General features: G+C 49.4%; 17 protein-coding genes and 3 pseudogenes. 3 read left to right on the top strand and 17 right to left on the bottom strand.

Going from position 1 to position 25625, the window contains the following annotated elements; genetic code table 11:
• Positions 1-35: 35 nt before the first annotated feature.
• The 3 genes from FE784_RS12050 to FE784_RS12040 all read right to left on the bottom strand — a co-directional run bounded on the left by FE784_RS12050 (position 36) and on the right by FE784_RS12040 (position 2810).
• Complete coding sequence (locus FE784_RS12050) at positions 36-1340, bottom strand: ABC transporter substrate-binding protein (protein ID WP_176706140.1); 1305 nt, start codon at positions 1338-1340, stop codon at positions 36-38.
• A gap of 820 nt (positions 1341-2160) precedes the next feature.
• Positions 2161-2541 carry a hypothetical protein gene (locus tag FE784_RS12045; protein ID WP_139602449.1) on the bottom strand — a complete coding sequence of 127 codons (381 nt, stop codon included), beginning with the start codon at positions 2539-2541 and terminating at the stop codon, positions 2161-2163.
• Complete coding sequence (locus tag FE784_RS12040) at positions 2532-2810, bottom strand: aldo/keto reductase (protein ID WP_139602448.1); 279 nt, start codon at positions 2808-2810, stop codon at positions 2532-2534. The genes FE784_RS12045 and FE784_RS12040 overlap by 10 nt, the downstream gene beginning before the upstream one ends.
• 236 nt (positions 2811-3046) lie before the next feature.
• Here FE784_RS12040 and FE784_RS42375 point away from each other — a divergent pair.
• Together FE784_RS42375 and FE784_RS42615 are read left to right on the top strand one after the other, a co-directional pair.
• Positions 3047-3367: pseudogene (locus tag FE784_RS42375) on the top strand (cupin domain-containing protein); the annotation flags it as partial.
• 6 nt (positions 3368-3373) lie between these two features.
• Positions 3374-3838: a helix-turn-helix transcriptional regulator gene (locus FE784_RS42615; RefSeq protein ID WP_342779097.1), complete on the top strand. Its 465-nt coding sequence runs from the start codon at positions 3374-3376 to the stop codon at positions 3836-3838.
• Positions 3839-4434: 596 nt separating this feature from the next.
• On the opposite strand, the gene FE784_RS12030 is transcribed toward FE784_RS42615, so the two are convergent.
• The 10 genes from FE784_RS12030 to FE784_RS11990 all read right to left on the bottom strand — a co-directional run bounded on the left by FE784_RS12030 (position 4435) and on the right by FE784_RS11990 (position 21013).
• Positions 4435-6249: a right-handed parallel beta-helix repeat-containing protein gene (locus FE784_RS12030; protein ID WP_139602446.1), complete on the bottom strand. Its 1815-nt coding sequence runs from the start codon at positions 6247-6249 to the stop codon at positions 4435-4437.
• A gap of 477 nt (positions 6250-6726) precedes the next feature.
• Positions 6727-6897, bottom strand: coding sequence for a hypothetical protein (locus tag FE784_RS40795; RefSeq protein WP_176706139.1), 171 nt, complete (start codon positions 6895-6897; stop codon positions 6727-6729).
• Between the two features lie 449 nt (positions 6898-7346).
• Positions 7347-9347 carry a glycoside hydrolase family protein gene (locus tag FE784_RS12025; RefSeq protein WP_139602445.1) on the bottom strand — a complete coding sequence of 667 codons (2001 nt, stop codon included), beginning with the start codon at positions 9345-9347 and terminating at the stop codon, positions 7347-7349.
• Between the two features lie 49 nt (positions 9348-9396).
• Positions 9397-10731, bottom strand: a complete 1335-nt coding sequence (locus FE784_RS12020; RefSeq protein WP_139602444.1) for an ABC transporter substrate-binding protein — start codon at positions 10729-10731, stop codon at positions 9397-9399.
• A gap of 442 nt (positions 10732-11173) precedes the next feature.
• The gene (locus FE784_RS42815) at positions 11174-11347 is read right to left on the bottom strand and encodes a sortase (protein ID WP_425465541.1); all 174 of its coding nucleotides are present in this window, start codon (positions 11345-11347) and stop codon (positions 11174-11176) included.
• A gap of 367 nt (positions 11348-11714) precedes the next feature.
• A complete protein-coding gene (locus FE784_RS12010; protein WP_139602442.1) occupies positions 11715-13532 on the bottom strand; it encodes an ABC transporter ATP-binding protein in 1818 nt (605 codons plus the stop codon).
• Between the two features lie 13 nt (positions 13533-13545).
• A complete protein-coding gene (locus tag FE784_RS12005) occupies positions 13546-15288 on the bottom strand; it encodes an ABC transporter ATP-binding protein (RefSeq protein WP_139602441.1) in 1743 nt (580 codons plus the stop codon).
• 649 nt (positions 15289-15937) lie between these two features.
• Positions 15938-16702 carry a rhamnogalacturonan acetylesterase gene (locus FE784_RS12000; protein ID WP_139602440.1) on the bottom strand — a complete coding sequence of 255 codons (765 nt, stop codon included), beginning with the start codon at positions 16700-16702 and terminating at the stop codon, positions 15938-15940.
• A 491-nt stretch (positions 16703-17193) separates the two neighbouring features.
• Positions 17194-18531 carry an ABC transporter substrate-binding protein gene (locus FE784_RS11995; protein WP_176706137.1) on the bottom strand — a complete coding sequence of 446 codons (1338 nt, stop codon included), beginning with the start codon at positions 18529-18531 and terminating at the stop codon, positions 17194-17196.
• Between the two features lie 61 nt (positions 18532-18592).
• A complete protein-coding gene (locus FE784_RS11990; protein WP_139602438.1) occupies positions 18593-21013 on the bottom strand; it encodes a right-handed parallel beta-helix repeat-containing protein in 2421 nt (806 codons plus the stop codon).
• 169 nt (positions 21014-21182) lie between these two features.
• On the opposite strand from FE784_RS11990, the gene FE784_RS11985 reads away from it, so the two are divergent.
• Complete coding sequence (locus tag FE784_RS11985; RefSeq protein WP_176706136.1) at positions 21183-21959, top strand: helix-turn-helix domain-containing protein; 777 nt, start codon at positions 21183-21185, stop codon at positions 21957-21959.
• A 609-nt stretch (positions 21960-22568) separates the two neighbouring features.
• Here the strand turns inward: FE784_RS11985 and FE784_RS11980 are convergent.
• The 4 genes and pseudogenes from FE784_RS11980 to FE784_RS11965 all read right to left on the bottom strand — a co-directional run.
• A pseudogene (locus FE784_RS11980) lies at positions 22569-22793 on the bottom strand (IS1595 family transposase); the annotation flags it as partial.
• Between the two features lie 298 nt (positions 22794-23091).
• Positions 23092-23481, bottom strand: a complete 390-nt coding sequence (locus FE784_RS11975) for a VOC family protein (protein WP_139602436.1) — start codon at positions 23479-23481, stop codon at positions 23092-23094.
• Between the two features lie 275 nt (positions 23482-23756).
• Positions 23757-23978 (bottom strand): annotated as a pseudogene (locus FE784_RS11970) (CHC2 zinc finger domain-containing protein); the annotation flags it as partial.
• A gap of 95 nt (positions 23979-24073) precedes the next feature.
• Positions 24074-25612, bottom strand: a complete 1539-nt coding sequence (locus FE784_RS11965) for a sulfatase family protein (protein ID WP_139602434.1) — start codon at positions 25610-25612, stop codon at positions 24074-24076.
• Positions 25613-25625: the final 13 nt, after the last annotated feature.

Below are 25625 nucleotides of genomic sequence, written 5' to 3'. Positions count from 1 at the left end.
GGTCTCCCCCATTCTCTCCACTCCTCGTACACCAGCTACTTAACCAGCTTGGCTATCTCGGTATTAATGATTTCTTCCGCATCGCGCAATGCCGTATTCACATCTTTATGTCCCTTTTGGTATTCCTCCAACTGCTTGAACAACAGGTTGGCGGCTGTACTGTCGTAACGGGTATAGGGCTGCGGCTTCGCAATCGTATCCTTGAAGAACGCCTGCAAATTGTTGTCTCTCAATTCAGGGTAAGCGCTGCCTAATGCCTTTTCCGCCTTTTCGCTCTGAATGACAGGAATGGAGCCTATCGCTGCAAGGTTCGTTTGTACCTCCTCCGACAACAGCACGGAAAGAAACTGGAACGCTTCATCCTTGTGTTCGCTGGTAGGCGGGATGGCAAAGTAAGGCGCATTCATTTGTGTGCCGGCTCCCTTCATCCCATCAAAATCGGGCAAAGAAACGATCCCCCATTGCAGCCCATTTTTCATCGCGTCCGGCAACAAGGTCAGAAGTGATGGTCCGGTATACATCGCCAAGGTTTGATCCTTCAGAAACAGATTTTGTCCATTGCCCGGCTTGTTTCCTTCGACAAAAGAGAACTCGCCCATCGTTCTCATCCATTTCGCCCATTGATCCGTGTTGACAATCGCTTTATTCGTTTTGCGGTCCACAAATGCAAGAGCCATCTGGTTCTTGTAGGTCATGTTCTGTTGGTTAAATTGAAATCCGTAGTACTGAATGCCATTATGGAAACGCGTCAATTTCTTGTTCAGCTCGCTTACGTCACTCCAGGTCATCCCATCCTTCGGATACGAAAGGCCAAAGAGATCGAAGATGCCTTTGTTGTAATAAACGACGTTATTGCTCATGTAGAAGGGCATTGTCGTAAATTCGCCTGTTTGCGAATAGGAGCGAACCGTCGCTTCCATTCCCGGTCTCAGCCGCGTCAAATCAAATTGATGTTTTTTGATCAGCGGCGTCATATCCGAGAGCAAGCCGAGATCGATAAATTGACCGACGGAGGCGATGCTGCAGCAGACTAGGTCCGGCTTTTCCCCTGAAGCCAGCGCTGTCTCAAACGTAAGATCAGGCGCTTTAATCTGGATAAATTTCAGCGATATGTGCGGGTACTTCGCCTTGAGATGCTTTTCAAGCTCCAGCTTTTCCAGAATAGCCGGGTCCAACGTGGCCATAATCGTGAGTGTTACCGGTTTGGGCGGTTCCTCGGCGTCGTTCTGTCTGGATTGATTCCCCGCTTTACCGCACGCTGTTGCCAGAAGCGCGACAAGCAGCAGAAGCAATAAAGGCTTCAGCATCCAAAAGCGTGTTCCAGGTTTTACAATGTTCATAGTCCCCCTTTTCCTCCCCGTACGTTGATTAATTTGCATTTCCCTTGCCCTTCTCGCCAAAACCGTTTTGGCAACTTTCAAAATCAATCATGCATGCAGGGCCCTTCATCGTGATAACGCTTTCAGAACAACCCCTTTTGTTGCACCCCCCTTCCATTAAACACCTTTAACTAATGTTAAACATATAAGTTAATATATTTAAACTGTTTTGACTAAATTATAGCCTGATTTGTTTTTCGAGTCAAGATTTAAATAGCTATTTTTAAAACCTCCCGCCGAAAAGGTTAACTAATTAAACAATGTTAAACAGATGCAAACCGATCCTGCTCCAATTGATTCTCGAACCCTTACAAGGACGCTGTGATTGATTTTATTTATCAAAGACTACAAACCCGACGGCCAGTTGATCGTGCTCCCTTATGCGATTAATTTCTCCGCACTTTTCTACAACAAAGATATATTGCCTCCTCGCTATACTTCGTGGGGGTGGTCTATGAATAAGAGAAGATGTCAATACTGCCAAGTAAAAACCCGATAGAAACACCGGTGTTGAAGATGTTGACTTGGAATGGCCAAGAAGAGGAAAAGATGAGGAGGTTGTTTGAGATCACCCTTCAAGTGGAGGCACCCTTCCGGCACAGAAAGAAACCTTGAATAACTCGAAGGATTGCGAGCTAGATACGGCTAAAGCTTACCGAATGCGAGGAAAACTAGATTTTTCCCTGAAACGTTAAAAAGAACGAGTAGCAGTCTGGAGCCGACGTATCGCTCGCAACTGAACGCATTCCCTTGTCCGATTTTCAAAGATTTACTAGTAGTCCTACAAGAGCAGCTCCATTCGGCTCCATAAGCATTGATCTTCCGGGGCGCCTTCCCAAGGCTCAAAATGCGGCTGCATGACAGCATGCCAACTGCCAGGAGACAACTTCGTTTCCAACTTCCCTATTCGCTTAGGATCGTTGACGCTGGCCGGCAGCTCGTAGTAAGAAAATAATAACCTGCTTAACAGGCCTATCATATAAGTGCTGTTAAAGCTGTCGGGAGACTCTTCCTGTGTTTGGTAATGGTAATAAATATAGCTCGATACCCAATCGGGCTTCAAACGAGCTATTGAGCCAATCCGTTCTTCCACAGCGCGGTTGCAACGCCAGGATGCCGCGTCATTCGGGATTCCGTCGTGGAAGATATCGATCATTGGCATGGCAAGCTCTCTCCCCGCATGACTGCCTTGCTGGCGAGGATCATTTTATCCCTCTTCCCCTGCGAGGCCTTGCCAATGCGGCGCTCGCTTTCTCCTCTTCCATAAAGCGGGGCTGTGTCAATAAAATTGATACCCAGCTCCAATGCCCGATCAATCAATTCCACGACTTGCTCATCTGTAACCGGACAGAAATCGCCGCCAAGCGGAGCACCGCCCAGACCTAGCTTGGAAACCCGAAACCCTGTTTTGCCAAAAGTTGTATACTCCAAAATTTCACATCCTCTTAGTTTCTCGAATCTAATATGGTCATTTTATAACATATCGACACCTCAAAAGTTTAGCAGCATTTCACTAAATTGTTGTTATCGTGCACAAACCGAAAATGTGTTAGAATATCACCAACTAAGTATCATGGAATCGGAGTTGCGCATTAATGAAACGCACAGAGAACATCAATTAATCCTCTACGCCCTATAGATTAAGCTACCGGCATTTTACGGACCGGGATTACACTGGATATTATCATTGTCATTTAGGAATGGAGTTCTTGTATATCCATCAAGGACACGGGCATATTACGGTTGGCGATCAGGTAATCGATGTGAATCCGGGAACTTTATTTTACTTTCAACCCTTTCAACTGCATCGAGTTCAAATGAATGTCTCTCTGAGTCAGCCCTACGAAAGAACAATCATCTCTTTTGAACCCTCTGTATTTACATCTTATATAGATCCGTTTGCGCACCTGGCTGATTATTATAATCAGCTTTGGCACGGTGAACTTCCCAATCAATCCATTCAAGAATTGACCGAGGATAGTGAGCTATGCCGCATGTACGAGTTCTTTGCTCGGCGTTTAGCACAATGCAAAAAGACTGAATCGCAACATGAGTTCGGGATTCTAGTCCTTAGACTTCTACAAGCCCTGTATGATATCGGCTTTACGGACACGAAATCAATAGCCACTGCCGAATCTTCAAGATTAAAAAGGCATTCCGAGTCCATCATGGCTTGGATTGAGGTGCATTATCATGAGACCTTTACACTATCACAAATCTCTGAAGAACTGCACCTGACGAAAACCTATATATCCCGTATTTTCCGTGAAGAAACCGGTACCAGCTTGATGGGATTTGTAACGGCGAGGAGAATTCGTCAAGCCAGTTTATTGCTTTATGAGACCGACCTCAGCATAGAGCAAATTGGAGAAAAAGTAGGCTTCCCCAACTTTTCGTACTTTTGCCAAGTGTTCAAAAAACATGTTGGCCTCTCACCTAATCAATTGCGCAAAACGTAGTTACGTAAAAGCCGGCAGCTAGCTTTTCAACGAACTATATGGGGAATTGAATCGTTGAAAAAAAATGACCACTGTTCCATACGAGGCCACTGAAAAAGTCCGGTTTACAAAAAGAGTTGATTGAGAATCTAATGGGGAATCGATTCCTAAAATACACTTATAACGAGGCCGGAAAACGCATCTAATTATTAAGCTCCCTCGGATAACGATAGCATCATGACACCAGGCTGCCAGTGAACGGCAGCCTGGTTGAGCGAATGGACAGGATGTTTATCCATTTTACGGAAACAATAATATAATGTATGAAAATTGAAAATAATCTATTATATAGTAATCCCATAAAAATTTTGATTGCATGCCATAGCTCTATTAATTCTCACTTCACCGGGGACTGCGCGGGAACGGCGTCGAATAACGACAGCGAAACGACACGGCCGCGCTGCATAAAATTGATGTTCCTTCTTTACAACGCGAAGCCTTGTGCCCTCATCTCCTGGGCGCAAGGCTTCGCGTTGTACAATTCCTTATCGTTTTACCCGGCATGGTGGACACTTCGCAAATCCAGCATGATATGTCCGATCTGGCGAAAAGCTGCTTTACGAGATGAGCAGTGCGTCCGAGTAGTTTCCTGCCCCGACAAACCCTTCATGCGGCTTTGTTGGATCAAACAAGTTGCTCGCCGTATTTCCAGTTGCGCGTGCCAGACATTCGCGGTCGATCCATGCTCCTTTCATTTTGAGCACAGCATCCGGCCGATTCAACTGCATATTGTTGTTGAAGACGACAAGCGCTGAAGGACCTGCCATATACAAACGGACCGAGCGGCCAGCAGTTGCATTATTCGATTCAGCCACGCTGTCCGCAAACAAATTGTTTGTAATGACAACGGATCGGATGTTGTTCTCGATGTTCGGCGAGTTATATCCGCCTGAGATCGCATAGTCGAGGTTGCGGATAAACTGGTTTTGTGTCACGATCACACCATCGATATGATACAGCATAATCAGACCAATGCTGGAGTTATCTACGAACAAGTTGCCGCTGATAATATCGACATTGCGGGCAACCATCCGCATGCCGTTTACATTATTGCTGAACGTATTGTCCGAGACAACAACATTCTTGTTCATCGGCGCATTCGCATTGTTGTTCAAGTTCAAGCCAGTCGTGTGCCCCATAATCCGGTTGCCCTCGATGCGCACATTCTCACTGCCGCTGCCGCCAACCGAAACCCCGTTCGTACCTGCGTTATTCTCGACGGTATTGTTTTGCAGCACGATGTTTTTGCTAGTCCCGAACCAGCCTTTGTTTGGCTCGACATCGATCCCGGAACGGGGCGAAATACCTTGAATCGTCCCCGCCTCGCTGATCCGGCAGTTGGAGACGCGTGCGCCGTCTGCGCCGACGATGGAAATATTGTTGCGGCGGCAGCGCAGCATCTGACAGTTGTTGATGACAATATTTTTGCTGACCAATGCTGTTCTTGGCGGCGAACCTGGCGGGTTGTAGATTGCTCCGACATAAATGCCATCCGTCATCCCTTCGATAAAATGACAATTCTCAATGACCACGTCTTCGCAATTCTGCATATTAAGGCAGCAGTGAAAGCTTTCCTGCGTCGGAACGGCAACGCGCTGTGATAAGTTGCCGTGCAAAATGAGCCCCTCCATCACGACCCAGCGGCTGCTTAGCATGCGCAAAATGCTCAGTTTCCTCTGCTGATCAATGACATCCGGCGTATTCGCCTTGAACTTGATCGTCGTGCCCTCACCCACAAGCCGAACGTTTTGTTTGTTTTCCAGCAACAGCCCCTGGCTCTCCAACGCATAAAATTGGCTTGTTTGCGGGAAAAGCAATGTCGCTCCGCCCGCAGGAATGGCATCGATTGCTGCCTGAATCGCAGCGCCGTCGTCGTGAACGCCATCTCCTATTGCCCCAAACCAGCGTACGTTGAAGATCCGGTCTGGCACGTCACGCTTGAAGCGCGCGCCTTTGCTCGATACGACAATTGTCCCAGTATTGTCTGCCGACGAAACATCTGCTGCATCGTATTGGAAATGCCCTTCTTTCCCTTCATCGGTCACATAGTACACATCTGTGAGGTTCGGAAACGGCATGCTGCGCAGCTGTGCGAGCGTCACCTCGAACACCGGCTTCATAAAACTGTTGCCGATGCCAAAGCTGTTGCCATATACATCATTCGTTACACCGCCGGGCTCGCCGAATGCGAGTTTCGGCACTCCTAACAACTGCGTTATGGAAAACGTTGCACCTGCCGCTCCGATCGAAGTAAGCAATGTTCTGCGACTCATTTGGCTGTCCTTTTTTTCCGTCATTATCACATTCCTCCTATGAAATTGGAATGAATAGCTCGCTTTTGTTCCCCTTTCATCATTGTATTTCCCTCTCATGAAGGGTTAACAGTACTATACCATCTTACTTCTCGTTAAAATACAAACGAAACAGTCCTATATAATTAAAATCCGAACCTCATTTGCCACAGTTAAGAGGCCAATGAAAAACTAGCTAATACTTCTCAAATGTTTAGCGAATGGCGATGGTCCTGGTATACGGATCGATGGACATCTTCAACCGAAGCGGCTTGCGGATCCCATTGTTGCTCTCATCGTATACCTCATTTCCTTCCCTGCCGACAACGCTTCGCTACTATTCGTCGGCTTCACTCCGGATTTCGAATAACTCAAGGCAGAAGCTTCATAGTATTCAAAGGCTCGCAGCAGCAGTTCAGCGCGCGCCTTCTGCTCCACCGTAACGGCCTTGGCCAAGGCCGATTCGAGCAGTTGTCTGCTATGGGCCATGTCCTGGTTGGTGGCCGTACCTAAATAATCTCCTGAAAAAAAGTTGAAATAAACAAGATCCTTGCGATCTTAAAACCAGTCTGAATCCTGAATCCGCACCGTCCAAAAATGTTCCCAATAATCGTCATACGCCTTCAGATCGACTGCCGCAGCCGGTCCGACCATCCGTTCGTACCATTCTTGGAGGAGCGCATCTTCATCCTGGAACGGATCCCACAGCAGACGGGTCGTTCCGCCCAATCCACCGCAAACTGGTTTTGGCCCGGACCGGGAATATTCGGATTATCCAGATTGAATATGTGACGCGACACAAAGGTCGGCTCCTGGGTCACTCTTTCCATTGGAACGCTCAAATTCGCATGCTGAGGGACATCCTCTCTAGGGTCCGGGCATGAGCCATCTTACTCCCAAGTATCGTTCGAGAAACTCATCTACAGGACTCGGGCCGAGGCGAGCCGAAGGAGGCGAGTATAAACTGAATGTCCGAATGCGGAAAGCCACAGTCATGCTCGAAGCGGAAGGAAAGGTGTACGAGGCGGCATCGACAACAAGAGGAAATCACCGCGAAGAAGGACAGACGGGCACGCGAATCGGCTAGCGATACGGCAGCCATGGTCATTTCCCGCGGCGATATAACAAACTGCTAATTCCTTAGAACGTGGAGATCGCCTGTCATTAGAAACGACGAATTAAACAACTGTTCCTGTTGAATCTACCCACGATGTAGCATTCCACGAAATAGGTTTATTCAGAGTCGTATCGAAATAGGTAAACCCTACTTCCTTAGGATCACTAGGGCGATTGGCGGTTGGGCCAAAATGGGAAGGCTTAAATGCTTCTGCATACGTGTCCGGAACATTTCCTTGTGTTCTAATTGTATTTATCGACGCACCGTTTCTAATAATAAAATGAGATGTCGCAGTACCTGTTACCAATTTGTTTTTGGTTGCTTCGACAAAACCCGTACAACTATCCCTGAAATCGTACAAATAAGACACGCTTGTTAACTGAACTAAATTCATTTCATTTTCTTCGAGCTTGATATCGGAACAAACAGAAAATGTATTTCCTTTTTGCGAATTAACCATTCTGTTTTTCCTTATGATCAATCCATCAACATAAAGTGGCGATAAACTTCTTTCGCACGTTCCGCCATCAAGACTATTGAATGTATTTCCTTCAATTTTCATATTTTTAATTTGGAATCGATTCGTTCCTGTCTGATACGTGTAAACCCATGAGCCGGATGCTTTTACATTGTTGTTATAAATGTTAATATTTTCGACAACTTCTGCTCCTGTCGTGTTTGTGCTATTTGAAAATACTACAAATCCACCGTTTCCGCCTATGTCATAAAGTGCTCGTGTGATTGCTTTATTATCTCGAATCTCAACATCTTTCATATCTTTCCCGACAACGACAAATCTGCATATTTTATAAGAATCGACTACAACATTGTTGATTATTCTGAGCCTGTCTATTCGATTCAGAGAATAAGCAAATGTAACATCTGCTCCGATAATCGTGTTCCCTTCGATCGTTACATCTTCACAATTCCCTGTATTGATTCCCCTTGAGAATCCTGTCGCATTGATAAAATTATTGCGTATTTTAACATTTCTGTTAAGCTGGTGTGCATCATCCGGACCGATCACGTTAATGCAACCGGTTACATTGTTGTTTTCAAACAACACATTTTCTTGTACAAACAACCCGCCCAACGTAATGTCTTTTGCTTCGTTTCCAAAATCGATAGATGTACCGCCTTGAATGATATTGTTTTGTATTCTGACATTTTTCGAGTAGATGTTCAGTACACTGCCTGCATTGCTTCCCCTGTTGACATCTTCCCGAATATCTGAATTGGAAAGCACAAATCCATCGCAATACCATGCATTGATTGGCGTTGATACTCGCGTGTTTTGGGAAAAGAACTTATCGAAAGTCAGATTTTTCGTCTTGTATCCGGTAATGCCTTCCAAGTATGAATTGACGAATTGACCGCCTTCAAAATGCACTCCATCACATTGTTCAAATGCGGCTAAATGCCAACGAACAAAGTCTCCCGGTACCCTTACGCCCGCATTGATGGTGTTACTGACAAAACGGGTGAATGTACAGTTTTCAAATCTGATATTTTTGCTTTGTCTGAACCTCAACAGATTCCGGACTTTCGTTTTATCGTCTGTTGCTACATAAGCCGATGAAGTAATTCCACCATCAAAAGTAATCCCTTTGAACATAATATTTTCTTTACTCTGAATATCAAATAGCGTATCCACATATTGTCCAACATCATTGTACTTTATTGCTTTTAGAACACTTAAACCCTGTATTCCGCTAATTATCGAACCGGATGGAATGTCCATATTTTTAACCACAAACTGTCCGGGCGGAACGAATACATGCACATGATCTATTAAAGCTTGATTGAGAATAGCGCTATTATCTGTTATTCCATCATCGACAGCACCGAGACTTTTGAAATTTACTCCTCTTTCCTTAAACTCGCGAACAGTTAGTGCCAGCAGCTCGGAACATTGCTGCTCACATTCCTGATTCCCATATACATCGCCCGTCACCGTATTGGCATGGCCGGTCAGTCCCTTGACACTTTGGGGAAATAAAATTCCCGCAACAGCGGCCGTACCGGCGGCACTCAATAACTTTCTTCTGCTCAACTGCTTCATTTTTTTATACCCCTTCCTTTCGCTCATCCATCTCAGGATTTATCCGCCATCATTTCAGTTCTTGCATGGCTTTATTGGCCCTTTCTTCCTGTTCACGCAATGCGGTATTCATATCCTTCTTCTGTAAAGCCATTTCCTGAGCGACTGCATTTATAAATGTATCCGTTGCAGATTTCCATCTGGAGTAATCAGGTAACGGAGCAGGGGATACTTTGAAAATAGCTTGCAAATTTTTACCATTATAGATTTGGGAATCCTGCGCATAGGTCATTTTCAAGCTCTGATCTTTTAATGCCGTAATCTGACCACTTTTGTTGAGCCGCTGCTGTACTTCATCGGAAATCATCGTCATCAATACCCGGTATGCCGCTTCCTTATGTTTACTCGCCTTAGAAACAATGAGCATAGGGAAGTCTACAGAGTTTCCATAATTGGGGTTCTCCTTGAATACCGGATAAGCAGATAGATCCCAATCGAATGGGGGGCCGGCACTAACAAGATTTGTGGTCGCCATAATCCAGCCCGCCTGCATAGCAATCGTACCTCCAGCCATGTTCGTAGGGCGCCAAATATTACCATTGATAAACCCGGGAATATGAAACAGTTTCTCTTGTAATGAATAGACATACTTATGTTTATCATCAGTGAGTACAGCCTTTTCATCTTTTTCATCGAAATTAGATGCTCCATACTGCCTTAACCAATTAACTGGAGTAGGAGCTGCACTGCCAATATATTGAACTTCCCCATCCTTGCGGGTCAATTTGTTGGTTAGTTCGATAAACGTATCCCACGTAATGACGTCATCAGGATACCTGACACCGAATTTGTCGAATATATCCTTGTTATATAGCAAAGATCCATAATTCATGCCGAAAGGCAAACCATAGATCCCCTTCTTTCGACCTAACCCTTGTAGAGTTTCGACTATAGCCGGTTCAAATCGAGTAAGATCGACATTGAATTTTTTAATCATAGGATTTAAATCCTCGGCATAATCAATGTCCAAATATTTATTCAAGCCCGTATTACTATCTGCGACTATATCCGGGATCGTTCCGGCCGCGATTAAAGCTTCAATATCATCTTTTGCAGGGCTCGTTACTTTTAGCAGCTTTAGACTAATCGTAGGATGTTTGGCTTTAACGGGTTTGACAAAGTGTTCCTCGAATTTTTCTTCTGTAATTCCTGTATTTGCATCCAAAAAGAGAAGTTCAACCGGTGGACCGGTATACTCATCGATCATCTTAACATCCGAATCTTTATCGTCTTGTTCATTGGCATCCCGTTTTTCATTCATTCCACCTCCACACCCGGATAATATACTTGCAGAAATCAATGCGGTCGAAACCAAACTTATAAAATAGCTCTTTTTACTAACCATTACATTTCCCCTCCAAAGTAATCGCCAAAATAAATGGTTCCATCGTAACAGCACAGGTCTCCCGGACTTCTCACACGAGAAGCTCTTTCTCAATTCCCTCAAAATTGTATGCGATTACATCTTGATCCTCCCCTTCACTCCTACATGTACAAATCCAGGAATGCCGCGTCAGCGTTCGACGGAGACGGGTGAAACGTTCACATTCGCGTCGCAGCAGGTAAGAATTCGATTACTGTACATGTAAAATCAGCCGACTTGATAACTTGATTAACAACCACATTATATTATCCAACTTTATTAATTGCAATATATTATTGTAATATGAAATTAAAATTCATTTTATTCATGATTGCATAACAGCTTAAAAAACCGCTTCCAGCAGCGACTACACGCCTGCATCTGGATCGGCTTTCAAGTTTCCCGTTTTTATCGCGATGCATGTTCAAGTTGTTTTCACTGGAGTTATATCCACTCTTTCCGCTGAAACGATCAGCCTTTGTTTGTTGGAACGAAACGGATGGCAGGTGATTAAAGTCAACATCGTCCTGCCGGGTACCGGCTCGACCACATGTACGTCGGTCGGTTTCACGACTTGCTTGTCCGTAACCTCGTACATGTAGACAGTAATTGGCAATAATAGACTTTTGCCCACGTATCAGAACAAGAATCCGTATCCTAACTAAAAACAAAAAGTCCGCAGTTTACGCGGACTCCTAAACATTCAAGTTCTCGTCCCTCGACGTGCTGGCTGTCGGAGGATTTGAACATATATTTTTCAAAGACAAGAACATATCCGAATAAGGCGCGCTCAAAAAATGGCGAACCTCATGTTGTCCGATTATTCGTGTCGCTACGCTTTTTTCGGACAACCAATTGGTCTATTATTTTTTGATCGCGCCTAAGGAACCAAACGTATTTCGTCCCTCGGGCGATTCACCGTTTCTATACCCGCGCCGATGAGCCGTTGCCGGAACCAACCAACTTTATTGCGACCTGGCCGGCTGAACCTGAACCGCCTCGGCTGCCCCTCCAGACGCGGCGTCCGGGGCGAACGCCTGCTGTGGCGCGCGCTCTCCTTTTTGCAGCTGATACATTTTGTAATACCGGCCCTCGAGCTTCATCAGCTCCTCGTGGTTGCCCCGTTCGACGATTTCGCCACGGTGCAACACGAGAATTTGATCGGCGTCGCGAATCGTCGACAACCGGTGCGCGATAACGAGCGTCGTCCGGCCTTCACTGACGACTTTCAGCGCCCGCTGGATGAGCCCTTCCGTTTCGCTGTCGATACTCGCCGTCGCTTCGTCCAAAATGAGGATTGCTGGATCGAACGCAAGCGCCCGGGCGAACGAAATGAGCTGCCGCTGGCCGGACGACAGCGTGCTTCCCCGCTCGATCACCGGCTCGTCATAGCCGCCGGGCAGCCGTTCGACAAACGGCGCCGCCCCAACGTCTTGGAGCGATTGCTTCACTTTGTCCAGCGTAATGTCCGGATTGTACAGGCTCACGTTAAACTTGATGTCCCCGGCGAACAAATACGGGTCCTGCAGCACGATGCCCATATGCTTGCGCAGCTCCTGCTTGGACATCGCCGCGATGTCGCGCCCGTCGATAGTAATACTCCCTTCGCCCGGCTCGTAGAAGCCGAGCAGCAAGTTCATGATGGAGCTTTTGCCCGAACCGGTATGCCCGACGAGCGCGATCGTTTCCCCTTTGCGGGCTTCGAACGAAATCCGCTTCAAGACGGGCTCGCCTTCCTTGTACGCGAACGTCACGTTGTCGAACTTCACGTTGCCTTCGGGGCGGTGAGCCCCTTCCACTCGCTCGACTTCCGCGCCGTCGATATCCATGATCGCGAACACTTTATCGGCGGACACGAACGCCCGCTGTGCATTCGTCAACTGGTCGAAAATACCGATTATCGGCTGAAAAATACGTCCCAAATAGTCGATAAACGCATAAAACACGCCGAACGAAATCGCCGTTTGCAGCGACTCCCGGCCGAAATACCAGACAACCGCGGCCGTCACGAGGCTGCCTATCGTCCCTACGATATTGCGCGAGGAGAGCGAAAAGATGCGGAACTGCTTGATTTGGTTCACATAGCGGTCGTTGTTCAGCGTCTCGAATTCGTCCAGCGTCGTCTTCTCCCGGCGAAACGCCTGAATAATCGGCATGACCGTAATCGACTCGTTGATCATCGCGTTCATGTCGCTGAGCCTGGCGCGCATAATCGAAATGAACACCTTCGAATATTTCAGATGGATGGCCATAATGAGCGCGAACAACGGCGGCAGCAGCAGACAAAACAGGGCGAGCCGCACGTCCAGGAGGAACAAGGCGACGTAAATGCCGAGCAGCTGCACGAAGCTGACGACGAACGTCGCCATGAAGCTCATGAACAAGTCGCGAACCGCCTCCGTATCGTTGGCGATACGTGAAACGACTTGCCCGATCGGCGTATTGTCGAAATAGCGCAGAGGAATGCGCTGGATGTGCTTCATCAAGTCCATGCGGATGTTTTTGATAATGCGCAGCGCCGTCGATTGCAAGATGAACGCCTGCGAAAAGTTGCCGATCCCGGCAGCCAGAAGCAGCGCCATGTACAACGCGATGAGTCCGAATACGGAGGACAGGTCGCCGGCGCTGCCGGACAAATGCCGGTCGATGATCGTTTTCGTAATATACGGTCCGCCCAGCTCGGCGCCAACGGCAAAGCACAACACGAGAAGCGCGCCGATAATTCTGAATTTATAGACAAGCGCGTACCCGATCAGTCTTCTCGTCGTGGATGGCTTCGGCATGATACGGCTCCTTTCATTGGTCCAGGCTCGATTCCATTTGCTGGCGGTCCCACTGTTCCTTGTACCAGCCGCCCAGAAGCATAAGCTGATCGTGAGTGCCCGCCTCCTGAATCCGCCCTTCGTTCAGGACGATAATCCAATTCGCGTGGCTGACGGCGGACAGGCGATGCGTGGCGATGAGTGTCGTCTTGCCCGCGCGCTCGCTGCGAATATTGTGCAAAATGCGGCTTTCCGTACGGGCGTCGACGGCGGACAGCGCATCGTCCAGCAACAAAATATCCGAGTCGACGATGAGCGCCCGGGCGATCGCGAGCCGCTGCTTTTGCCCGCCCGACAGCATGACGCCCCGCTCCCCGACGACCGTCTCGAGACCTTCGGGCATCGCCGCGATATCGTCCGCGAAGGAAGCCAGCCTCACCGCCTCCGCGATTTCCTCCGGCGCCGCATCCGGCTTGCCGAGCGCGATATTGTCGCGTATCGACTTGGACAGCAGCAAATGCTCCTGCGGCACGTACGCGATCCATCGCTTGACCCGCTCCAACTCGATGCGCTCGATCGGCACATCACCGATAAACAAAGCTTCCGTCTTAACCGGGTATTGACGGAGCAGCTGCTTCAGCAGCGTGCTTTTGCCGCTGCCCGTTTTGCCAACAATGCCGAGCGTCTCGCCCCGCTCCAGAACGAACGAAATATCGGCCAAGCTCGGCTGCGCCGCGGTCGGGTATGCGAAGCCCAGCTTCCGCATCTCGATCCGGGTCGGAGTTTCGACCGCAATCGGGGCGTCCGTGTCCGGCACGTCGGTTTTCTCGCCAAGCGACGTTTCGAGACGGTCGCTCGAAGCGGTACCACGCTGCAGGATATTAATGAATTCACCGAACGCAATCATCGGCCAGATGAGCATGCCGAGGTAAATGTTGAACGAGATCAGCTGTCCGAGCGTAATTTCGCTGTTCAGCACCATATAAGAGCCGTAGCCGATGCCGATCGAATAGCTAACGCCGACGATGAACGAGATGGTCGGCTGAAACAGCGCATTCAAAATCGCCACCCGCTTGTTTTTGTTCATCACGTCCGTCACGACGCCATCGAACGCGTTCAAATCGCGCTCCTCCTGCACGTAGGAACGGATGACGCGGATGCCGGAAATCGACTCTAGCGCATGGTCGTTCATTTTACCGAAGGACGACTGCGCTTCCAGGAAGCGGCTGCGCACCTGTTTGCCCAGCTTGCTGATGACGACGGCCAGAAAAGGCAGCGGAACGAGCGCCGCCAACATCAGTTTGAAGCTGATTGCCGAAATCATCGTCACGATGACGACGGACGCCCCGACAACCGTATTTACGAGTGTCATGACGCCGAATCCCGCCGTTTGACCGATCGCCAAAATGTCGTTCGTCGCCAGGGCCATCAATTGCCCGGTGCTGTTCCGCTGGAAAAAGCCCGGAGTCATTTTCGTCAAATGGGCCAGCAGCTTGCCCCGCAGCAGCTTCTCGATCAACGCCGAATTGCCGAACAGCGTCGTAATCCAGACGTAGACCATGACGTACAGCAGCAGCGACAGCCCGACTAGCAGGGCGACTGTCGCGCTTAAACCGGATGCGGTCAAGTCGCCATCCCGGATATGGTCGATCGTATTTCCGATCAGCTTCGGCGGCACGGTCGTCAGCAGGCTGACGGTCGCCATCAGTCCGATCGCAAGAGCGTAGTAGCCCCATCGCTTTTTGAAAAACCACATTAATCGACTTACGAAAGACAAACCGTTCACCTCTCCTCGCATCCGTTACAACATTCATTATAGCACATATGTTCGCCTGTGAATCAAGCGATTCCGCAGGCAAACCCAACTTTTCTATCGTATCATATACGCTTGCCCTACAGTTTTTTTTAATTAATTTCTACCGCAAAGGCAAGCCAAAACAAGGCACGAACCCCGCTTGCCGATACAGCGGGGTAGTGCCTTGTTTGTCCGGAAGCCGCGAGTTGGGGTCGGCATCCGGAATCCGTCGCCTTGAGCCACAGCTAGTTGAACGTTTCGCAAGTTCGTCTCTTACAGTCGGCTCGGCTGAGGTACAAGGAGCGCTAAGCCGGGCAGGGGGCGAGCGGTCGCGGAACAAAAAGTTCCTCTATTCTGCAAAACGACAACGAAACATCGGCTTAGCGGAACAACGAGTTCCTCTATTGGCGTCTCAATGCCCGTGAAACCGTTTTTTTCATAGAATAGAGGAAAAAATCGTTCCGCTGATGCCCTTTTGGCTGCCTTCGGAGGCGATTAGCGGAACTTTTTGTTCCGTTTCGCCCCCGTCTTTTCCGGCTTCCCTGACCTGTGCTGCCGCGCTGTGTTTCCTTCGGCTTCTCGATGGCGAGCTTGAGGAACGAATTTCTGAAACGCTACTAGTTGAACCGGATCAGGGACACTTCAGCAGAGATCGAAGCGGTGTAATGTCTTGATCCTTCACACTTTGCGCGACCAAACCTGCCAGCTCCAGCGCTCCGATCGTCTGGAAATGCGTATTGTCTTCTTTTCCATCGGGATAGTTGGGACTGTCCCCCGGCTCCAGGAATAAAAACAGCTGTTTGGAGCCTTCCACTCCCCATGCCTCATACAGCGCCGCACTTTGGGCAGCCAAATCGATGACAGGCACATCCATCTCGTCTCCCAGTTGCTTCATGGCCGTCGGATATTGCTTATGGGAAGGGGTAATCGTTCCTTCACTGTTGAAACGCCGCCGTTCCGCAGAGGTAACCAGCACCGGAAATACGCCCTTCGCCCGCGCCTCGGTGATATACTGGCCCAAATACGCCTTGTAGGTCGTAAACGGATCGGTATGCCAGGTCGGATCCGACTTCTGGTCATTGTGCCCGAATTGAATGAACAGATAATCTCCGCTCTGCATCTTGCCCAGCGTGGTCGCCCAGTAGCCAGCATCTACAAAGCTTTTGGAGCTTGTTCCGGAAACGGCATCGTTCTCGACCGCGACTCCTTCTTTGAGGAAGGAACCGATTACCTGGCCCCATCCGGTTAAAGGTGCTTTGTTCGCCGGATAACTTGCAACGGTAGAATCGCCGATCAGAAAAACGGTCCCCTCTTCATCGCCGCCTGTATCCAACGCCCCTTCACCTTCGCCACTTGCCGTATATTGGAATAAGAACACTGCTGCAATGAGAAGCATTGCCGGAAGCACCCAAAGCGTTTAGCTCGTATCGCCATCGCACATTCCCTTCCTTCTTAATGTTCTACGCCAAGTAAAACTTCCGCTAAATCGCGGTCGCTCCTCCTTGGAGTACGTCGATAGACGTTTTTCTTAAGATATCAGAACGTATAAACTTCGTTGGTGGAGCTTCCTGATATCGCATGAAAAGCAACCTCTTACGCCGGGTCATGGGTCGTGGAAAAGGCTTCGTTTAGAAGCTTTTCTTAACGTTAAAGAAAGTTTAACTTCGCTAAAGCGTTAAAGCGATGGGCGACTTTCTTTACCAAGAAAAGCAACCTCTTACGCCGGGTCATGCGTCGTGGAAAAGGCTTCGATTAGAAGCTTTTCTTAACGCTAAAGAAAGTTTAACTTCGCTAAAGCGTTAAAGCGGAGGGCGACTTTCTTTACCAAGAAAAACTTCCGCTAAATCGCGGTCGCTCCTCCTTGGAGTACGTCGATAGACGTTTTTCTTATTTGCTTTTAAACGCGGCAATTTTTTTCTGTCCTTCTTCTTCCGCTTGGCGCAGTGCGCTGTTCATATCCATTTTATCGAAGGCAATCTGATTTCCCGCCTTGACGTATTCGTTAACCAGCCCGGCGTCGTAGTCCGCTTTCGGCGGAATCGGGGCAAACCGGTTATAGAAGACAGCTTTCCAGTTTTTATCCTTGTAAATCGAATCCTGACCGAGTTCCTTTTGAATCGCGTCGTTTTTCAGCACAGGCATAATGCCCTTACGCGCCATTGCCGCTTGGAACTCATCCGATATCAGATAGTTGAGCGCTTCCATTGACGCTTCCTTGTTCCGAGCCATAGCAGTCAGGCCGAAATAGGTCGGGTACGATTGCGAGCCTACGCCTTTTTGGCTGTCCAGTGTAGGCAGAGCGACCATATCCCAATCGACGCCTTTAAACTGCTCTTCCCAGACGTAGACCAGACTGGACAAATAAGCGAACATCCCGACTGTTTTGTCCTTGACGAACATGTTATGGTCCGGAATTTTATTCAGCTTCTGAATCCCCTCCAAATACCCTTGGCCACGCATCGGGTCCAGATAGAATGCCTGATAAAACTGCTTCCAGCGCTCATCCTTGTTGATCGTCGGCGTAACCTGCTGCAGATCGGCGTTCGGAATCGATAGCGGATTGAGCCGAACCGTGTGCGTCGGGGAATGCGAAAAACCGTAGTACTGCACACCGCCTTCATTGCGGGTGAGCTTCTTCGCAATGTCGATCATTTCCTCCCAGCGCATCCCGTCTTTCGGATACGTGACACCGAACTTGTCAAAGATCGTTTTGTTGTAGTAAAGTACCAAATTGTTCGTGAAAACGGGGATGCCGTAAAGCTTCCCTCCCGATGCTTGCTTGACCGCATCGACAACCGTCGCGTCGAGCCGGCTCAGGTCCATCCCCTGACGTTTGATCAGCTCCGTCATATCGTACTGAATGCCGGCCGGGAACGCCTGCGCCTCAAAATTGCCGATCGACTGGAAGAAGATATCAAATCTTGTACCTGCCGAAAGCAGGTCGGGCAAATCCGTCCCGGCACCCTCACGCTGAATGTACGTAATCGTCCAGTTTGGAAACTTCTTGCGCAACGCGACTCCAAAGCGGTAATCAAAGCTTTCCGCCGAATCGCCGTTGTTTGAATAAAAGACGACTTCCGCCGCCTCCTGGGCAATGGATTTCACCGGAGCTTGACTGTCGTTAGGGTCAGCAGTTGTCCCGTTATCGGTTTTGCCGCATGCTGTCAATGTCAGGGCGACTGCGAGCATACCGCCCAACGTCCATTGAGCCGCCTTTTTTTTCATCCTGCTGTTCCCCCCCCATAACCTAATAAGAGACCGATTTCTGATCTTGCAGCGGAAAGAATCAGACCGGCAGCGCGATAAACACGTTCGTATTATGCGAAGTGATTCCTGTTGTCCCATTCAGCTCACACGTACCGCTGATTGTCGATTCCAATGCATCTGCATTGTAGCCGCTTGTGTATGCGTTTTTAATATAACGGGCTGCCATATCAGCTTGAGAAGGATTGGAACTGCGCATGATGAACGTGTTGCGATGCACGACGACTTTTGTCAGCAAGGAGGGGCGAAACAGCGTAATCCCCGATTTATCGCGAGCCCGGCATAGAAAGGTATTGCCTTCGATCACAATGTTGATCAGATCGCCAACATCGTCGCAATCCAGATAAACGCCGTATGCGCTTGTTGGACCGGAATAATTTTTGATGGTGTTGCCGCGAATCACAATATGATTCTGATCGCCCCGAATCGAAATGGCGCGGTTGAATCCCTTGATCATATTGCCCTGGATCGTCACATCAAACGTCGTACGCCGCTGTCCTTCCTTGACGACAGAGGTAATCACATTAACGCCAATTTGTCCCTGCGTGCTTTCAAGCCAGTTGTTCGCAATGAGTCCGCTATTGGATTGGCTGGACAGGAGGATGCCCGGGCCGTTCGGCTCCTTGATGACATTGCTCTCAATGATAAAATCTTGCGTTCGCTGCGTCACGTTCCGGCCGTCGCCGAAGCCTTGAATATTGAACCCGTCCAGACTGCTCTCTGCCGTGTTCCCAATCGCTATCGGCTTTCTGGCGCCGCATAAGCGCACCGCATGCTGCGAACAATCCTTGATATAGTTGCCGATCATCAGACAATCCTCTCCGCGGATCACTTCAATGCCGGCGCCTTCCGACGTATTTTTCACCATGTTGTGCAGCAGCCGCGTCCCCGACGACAGAGTCGTCCCTGTATAGCCGACCCGTATTCCGCTGTCGTCGCAGTTGTCAAGCCAGCAATGTTCCACCGTCGTTCCTTGCGCGCCAAGGATATTAATCCCGTGAACCTCTGTGTCACTGCCGTTGTAATAGGCATCGGGCGCGCATATATTTTTCAATTGCAGCTGTCCGATATAAACGTGATGGCTTTCTTTGGCCACAACCATTCCCGGCTTTTGCAGCATTTGAAACTGCAAAATGGTGGATTGCTTGCCGGCGCCTCTGACCGCCGTGCTCGCCGGCACTTGCAAGGAATTGCTCAACAGATAGGTGCCCTCGGGAATGTCCAGGACTTTTCCCGCTGCCGCCGCCAACGCTTGCGACAGCGCCGCCGTGTCGTCATGTCCCACGTAGACGTCGCTTGTCGCACGCAGGGCAGTTGTCTGCAACGTAATCGTGTTTCCGTTTATCGCGGTAATCGTCGTGACCATGCTCGCGCCGTACTGGACAACCTCCATCCGCCCGGTTACGCCTGTTGAACCAAACTGGACCTCCGCATGCTCTCCCCCCATCGCCCCTTGGTTTTTGGCAATGAAAAAGACGACGTTGGATTTGTTATAGCCGCCTGTCTTCCAGTTCTGAAACGACTTGCTTTTCAACTGCGCCGCAATGTCCCGCTTCGTAGTCCGTGCTCCCTTTACAGCCTGCAAGCCGATTTGTACGCCGGTGCCTTGCGCATAAAAGAACGAATCATTTCGCATGCCCGGCGTCTCATACGTCAATGTCACTGTATCCGTTCCACTCGAGCCCGATATGGCCCAACGCTCAAAAAACGATTCCCGAATGCGATCTGCGATTTGTACAGCCGTCTCCCCGGCCTCGACCGGCAGCAAAAACTCCACCTGATCCAATACGAGCGCGATTTGTCCGGACTGCGAGCATCCTGTTGTCACGGTCAGCTCGATCGTTTCGTGCACGGCTGTCACATCTACGCTTTGGACAGCTTCTCCGGGAAGCTGAACCTGCACCGCGCCTGTATGCCATGCGTCCTCTTCAATCACAAGCGTAATGACTTCCTTAAGCTGGACATTGCCGGCGCCTGCGATCAAAATCCCCTGCCCCACTTCAAAGTCAGCAGGATCTGCAACCGTAAGCTGTTGGCTGCCTGCTGGGATGCTGCCAGTCGTGGCTTGAGCGGAGCCCGATGCATTGTACTGCTTCGCATGCACCTCCGTTTGAAACGGACTTGGAAGATGTTTGAATCGGTGTCCGGAATCGCTGACGATCGTATGGCGCCCATTATCGGTTGACGTCGTATCGCCGGGATCGAAATAATAGTGCGCGCCCAACTCCCGGTTCAAGTACACATGCTCCTCATCCGGGGAAGCCTCTGCTCGCAGTTCAGCCGAAGTTGCAACCCGCACCCCTTCGCACTCCTTCTCGGACGTCCTGTTTTCCGCCCTTGACGTGTGATGAAAGACTCCCCCGGCTATTCCCGCCACTCCCAATGAAGTCAGGGCAATCATTTGCCGCCGGCTCATTCTTGCGGCATTTTGCATATTCGTCATCTCTTCACTCCTCCTAATTGGTCAAGACTGTTGCATGGCAGCATTTCATTCCAAAATGCCTCTTTTTTTCCTGACTGCAATCCGGTATGGTAAGCATATATCCGTATTGGGTGGTGATTCCAGCATGCAAAGCTACCGTCCCAGAGAGCTGACTCCGGTTGTCCATATCGTGACGCGCTGGGAACAAAAAGCACAATTTGTTAAGGAGAGGGACCGCTGCCCGATGTGGGTCCTGTTCATCGTAGCAGGCGGAAGCTTCCGATTTCGGATTGGAAAGAATGAAGGCATCGCCGAGAAAGGCGATCTTGTGCTTTGTCCGCCAGATACAGTGCTGTACCGCGAAATGCTTTCACCGGCTACGTTCGTAGTCATGTATTTCTCCTGGTATGCGGCAGGTCAGGAGCTGGCCTCCGCGGACCGGCTGCACCCAAGTCCCGTTGGCAAGAGTACCATTCGGGACAAGCACCGTTTTGTCTCTACCTACGGGTACATCGCCATGCTCGCAAGACGCCGTACCCCGCTCATCATCGTCCGCAGAAATTTCCTGCTGCAGGAATTGTGGGAGCAGCTGGAATGGGAACGGGAGCGGGGAGCCCAACAGCGCGCCGCGCGCCGCGCCGCGGACGATCCCTTGATGAGCAAAGCGGAGTCCCTTTTGAAAGAAAGTGCTTTCGAAATAGTTGTGCTCAGTGAGCTGGCAGCCCGTCTCGGTCTGAGCACCGTGCAGTTCAGCCGCCGTTTTCGCCGCAAATTCGGCGTAAATCCAAGCGAGTATGTCAGCGAACTGCGTCTGGACAAGGCAAGCTCCCTTCTGCGGGAAACCAAGCTGACCTTGGACGAAATTGCTCCGCAATGCGGGTATAGCAACGGTTTTTACTTCAGTCGGGTTTTTTCTCAAAAAATGCAGATCAGTCCATCGGAATATCGGCAGGCCTACCGTATGTAACGCGGGTTGCACCACATTTCCTTCCCGACTTGCTTTTCATTCTAGCACTCGCCTCCTTCCAGCGACATACAGCAATCGCACAAGTGGCTTATACTTTTCTTCACTTTCGGCGACGCTTGCCGCAAGCATTCAGGAAGCGAATAGCTCTGCTGCGTGAGCAGAAAGGCCTTCGCTCGCTGTTGTTTCCAGCAAAACTTGAGCAGTCCCGCTTCTATAAGCAGATACAAGCCACGACCCCCTCTTATCGCGATCGGGGTTCGTGGCTTATATTTGTTGAATGACTTTCAAATCCAACCTGCGTTGACTAAAATCCCCTATGGATTCGATGCTATACTCGGCATCGATTTTTTCTGACCTTTCCTTCTCATAGTCGACCAGTGCGGTATAAGCGGTTCGTCTGGCGTCCTCTTCGTATTTGGTCGAAGTCTGCGGCGGGGCGCTTTTATTTTTAAGGCTATGTTAAATCCTGATGTTGATCTTTACGATAAGAAAACCGCCTCGTTATAGAGGCGGCTTATTGAGCTATCGTACTTCGTTAGTTCAAAAATGGAAGCCGCTCATAACTTCCGGCTTCGTAATTTCACTTGATTATAGTAAGTCCGAAAGCGTATCTCCAGTACGGGATTTTACAGCGTACTTCCCAAATCGCACAACAGAATGGTTTTTGCAATGTGGGGAAACGAGTCCCTCTTTATGCTTCTGCTCTTGAATTTCATCAATCGCTCGAACTGGAACCGCCAAACCCTTGGTTCGGGACTGCAAAAAGTAGATAAGCTCTCGCTTACCATTATCGTCCGATGTATCAGCAAGTCTCTTCAGTTCCTTTATATCCATGGGTAAATCATCTCCGAACAGTGATATTAATTATAGAACATTAGTTCGTATATATCAAATATCAACAACAAAGTTTAACATAGCCATTTTAAAAATAACTGCCATATTTTTTGTTTTGAGCGTAGGCTGGTCGGCCATAAATTGTTCCCGGATAGCCGGATTTATCAATGGAGTGGCTCTCTACCGATTTGCCGGGTCATGATCGCTTGCACATCTTCATGGTACAATGTACGGTTCATCTCCAATTTAAAAATTGATCGTTCCTAAATATGCTTTGCAGTTCGTGTAATTGTATGGATTACTCCGCTTGAAACAAGTCAAATTGATTACCGTACAAATCCTCAAAACCAACTCCTTTTCCTCCCGGAACTAGGGTTGGTTCTCCGTGGAACACGACACCACGTTCTTTCATTTCAAAGTAGTCGCCTTCGATATCATCTGTTTCAAACATGATCAGGACTTGATTAGCGCTCTGTTTACCTATCAAAGCTATTTGGTCGGGCGTGTCCGCCTTTACCAGTTCAAATAACGTTTCATTACTCTCTCTCGGAGCAACCGCTAGATATCGCGATCCCGGAGCAAATTCCATATCCGAGATTACAACAAACCCAAGTCTTTCCGAATAAAATTGTTTGGCCTCCTCCTGTTCTTTCACTAGAATCGTAAGTTGGGCCGCTTTAAGAATCATGTCCCCAGTCCCTTCTTTTTTTGACAGTTCGAAATCAAACTTTTATGAATAAATTATACCTTCTACAGAAGAAATGGGGTTCTTATCGATTGCGAACCTGTTCTTTCACCGAAATTAACATTCAACTATGCTGCCCATTACTTCAATGAAAAATGGGAGCAGCTGCCGCAGCGATCCGCTCCCATCTAATTCCACTATCGTTCGCCATTAGCAAGCGGCAGCCGTTGTAACTTGACTGTAGTTCCCTGTTAACACGGTTATGTGTTCTCGTCGATGCCTAGCGGTACGCCCGTTTCTTTGGCGAGCTCTTTGACCGCCTCTACAAATGTGTACCCTTCAACCCCCATAGGATATTGAATTGCATTGCCGCCGGCACGGCAGCCATAACATTTGTAAATTTGCTTCTCCGGCGCAATATTGAACGACGGCGTCTTCTCCAAATGGAACGGACTTAAGCCCTGCAAATAGTGGCCTTGCTTGGTCAAATGGACATAACGTCCCGACCCAAAAAAACGAAACCTCTTCAGGGTTTGTCTCTTCAAGTCATGGTAACTGATCTTACTCACGAAACAAGCACATAGGCCCTCTCACATTACGCAAAGCTTTGGCGGGGAGGATACGGCCGCTCCAGATCACCATACACGTCAACCAGTTTCATCAGCAGCTCGGTTTTCAAGCACGAATATTCCGGGTGGTCGTAAAGATTGACAAATTCATGCGGATCTTCCGCCAAATCGTACAGCTCGCCTTCATTACGGCCAAGGAAATAATTCAATTTATAGCGCTCCGTTATCAGTGTCTTCACATAAAAGGTCGGCTCCGCCCTGTTTTCCACTAGGCACCAATCCCGTTTGGACGAATGCGGCTGTTGCAAGGTCGCCCATTGGCTTACGCCCTGCATCGACCCAGGGGCTTCGATTCCGCACGCCTCCAGGATGGTCGGAGCAAGATCGACGAGACTCATTAACGAATTCGTCTTGACCCCTGTCGGGAGCGTTCCCTTCCAGCGAACGAGAAAAGGCACGCGTATAATGTCTTCATAGTGGATAGGGCCTTTCAGCCATAACCCATGATTCCCCGCATAGTCGCCGTGATCCGAAGTGAAGATGATCAAGGTTTCGTCGGCGATATCCAATTGCTCAAGCTTTTCCATAATACGTCCGATATGGTAGTCGATGAGGCTGACCATCGCATAGTACGAGGATAGCCATTTTCGCGCGCGCTCCCGACCGATCTTTTCATTCGTAAGGCCGAGACATTGAATGCCGCCCGTATCATGGCCCGGGTCTGCCGTTACGTTAACATCCAGCTCCTTCATCCGGTCCTCGATCAAGCACTGATGAATGCGGGGCTTGTCGGCCATTTCGCCTTCGCGCTCGTGGAAGGGAGGCATATCGGCGGGATCATACATGCTATTCCATGGCTCGGGGCATAAAAATGCATTGTGCGGGTCCTGAAAGCTGCACCAAGCCATAAATGGCTGGTCCTTCTCCTGCGAATCACGCCCGCCTTCCGCTGCGGCCTCGATAAAGTCGATGGTGCGGTCGGCGGTCCACCGCGTATAATGCAGCTGCTCGGGCAAATCCCACGAGCCTTCGCGATGTCCGCCCTTGGGGCCGAAATATCGGGCGGGATCTATCCCCTGATCGACAAGCCACGCTCCGTAATGCATGCCATGGGAGGAAGCCTCGTCGGCGTGCCCGTGCACCATGGCAACCTGATCGAAGCCGTAGTAAGGACCGCTCCAGTTTCGCCAAAACTCGCGATTATGGATATGAGGTGGCGCCTCGAAGCTTCCCTTATTCAAGACCGGCTGGAAATGCGCCTTCCCGAACAGCCCTGTCGCGTAGCCCTGCTCCTTCAGCAACTGGCCTAATGTTGTACGGTGTTGGTCGAGGGCAACCCCGATATTCCAGCAGCCGTGCCGGGACGGATATTCCCCGGTGATGATCGTCGATCGGCTGGGCGAGCACACCGGATTCGCGACATAAGCCCGTTCGAAGGCGATGCCGTCCTGCACGATTTTATCGAGATTGGGGGTGCGGATCGTTTCGTTGCCAAGAGCATGAATCGTATTAAAATGCTGCTGATCGGTCGTAATGATTAAAATATTCGGCTTCTTATTCGGCAATAGTTTCGCCTCC

The sequence above is a fragment of the Paenibacillus hemerocallicola genome (assembly GCF_006265175.1).
In the GTDB taxonomy this organism is placed as follows: domain Bacteria; phylum Bacillota; class Bacilli; order Paenibacillales; family NBRC-103111; genus Paenibacillus_AB; species Paenibacillus_AB hemerocallicola.
Note: the sequence above shows the minus strand (reverse complement) of the source record. Positions and strands in the feature narration are given on the sequence as shown.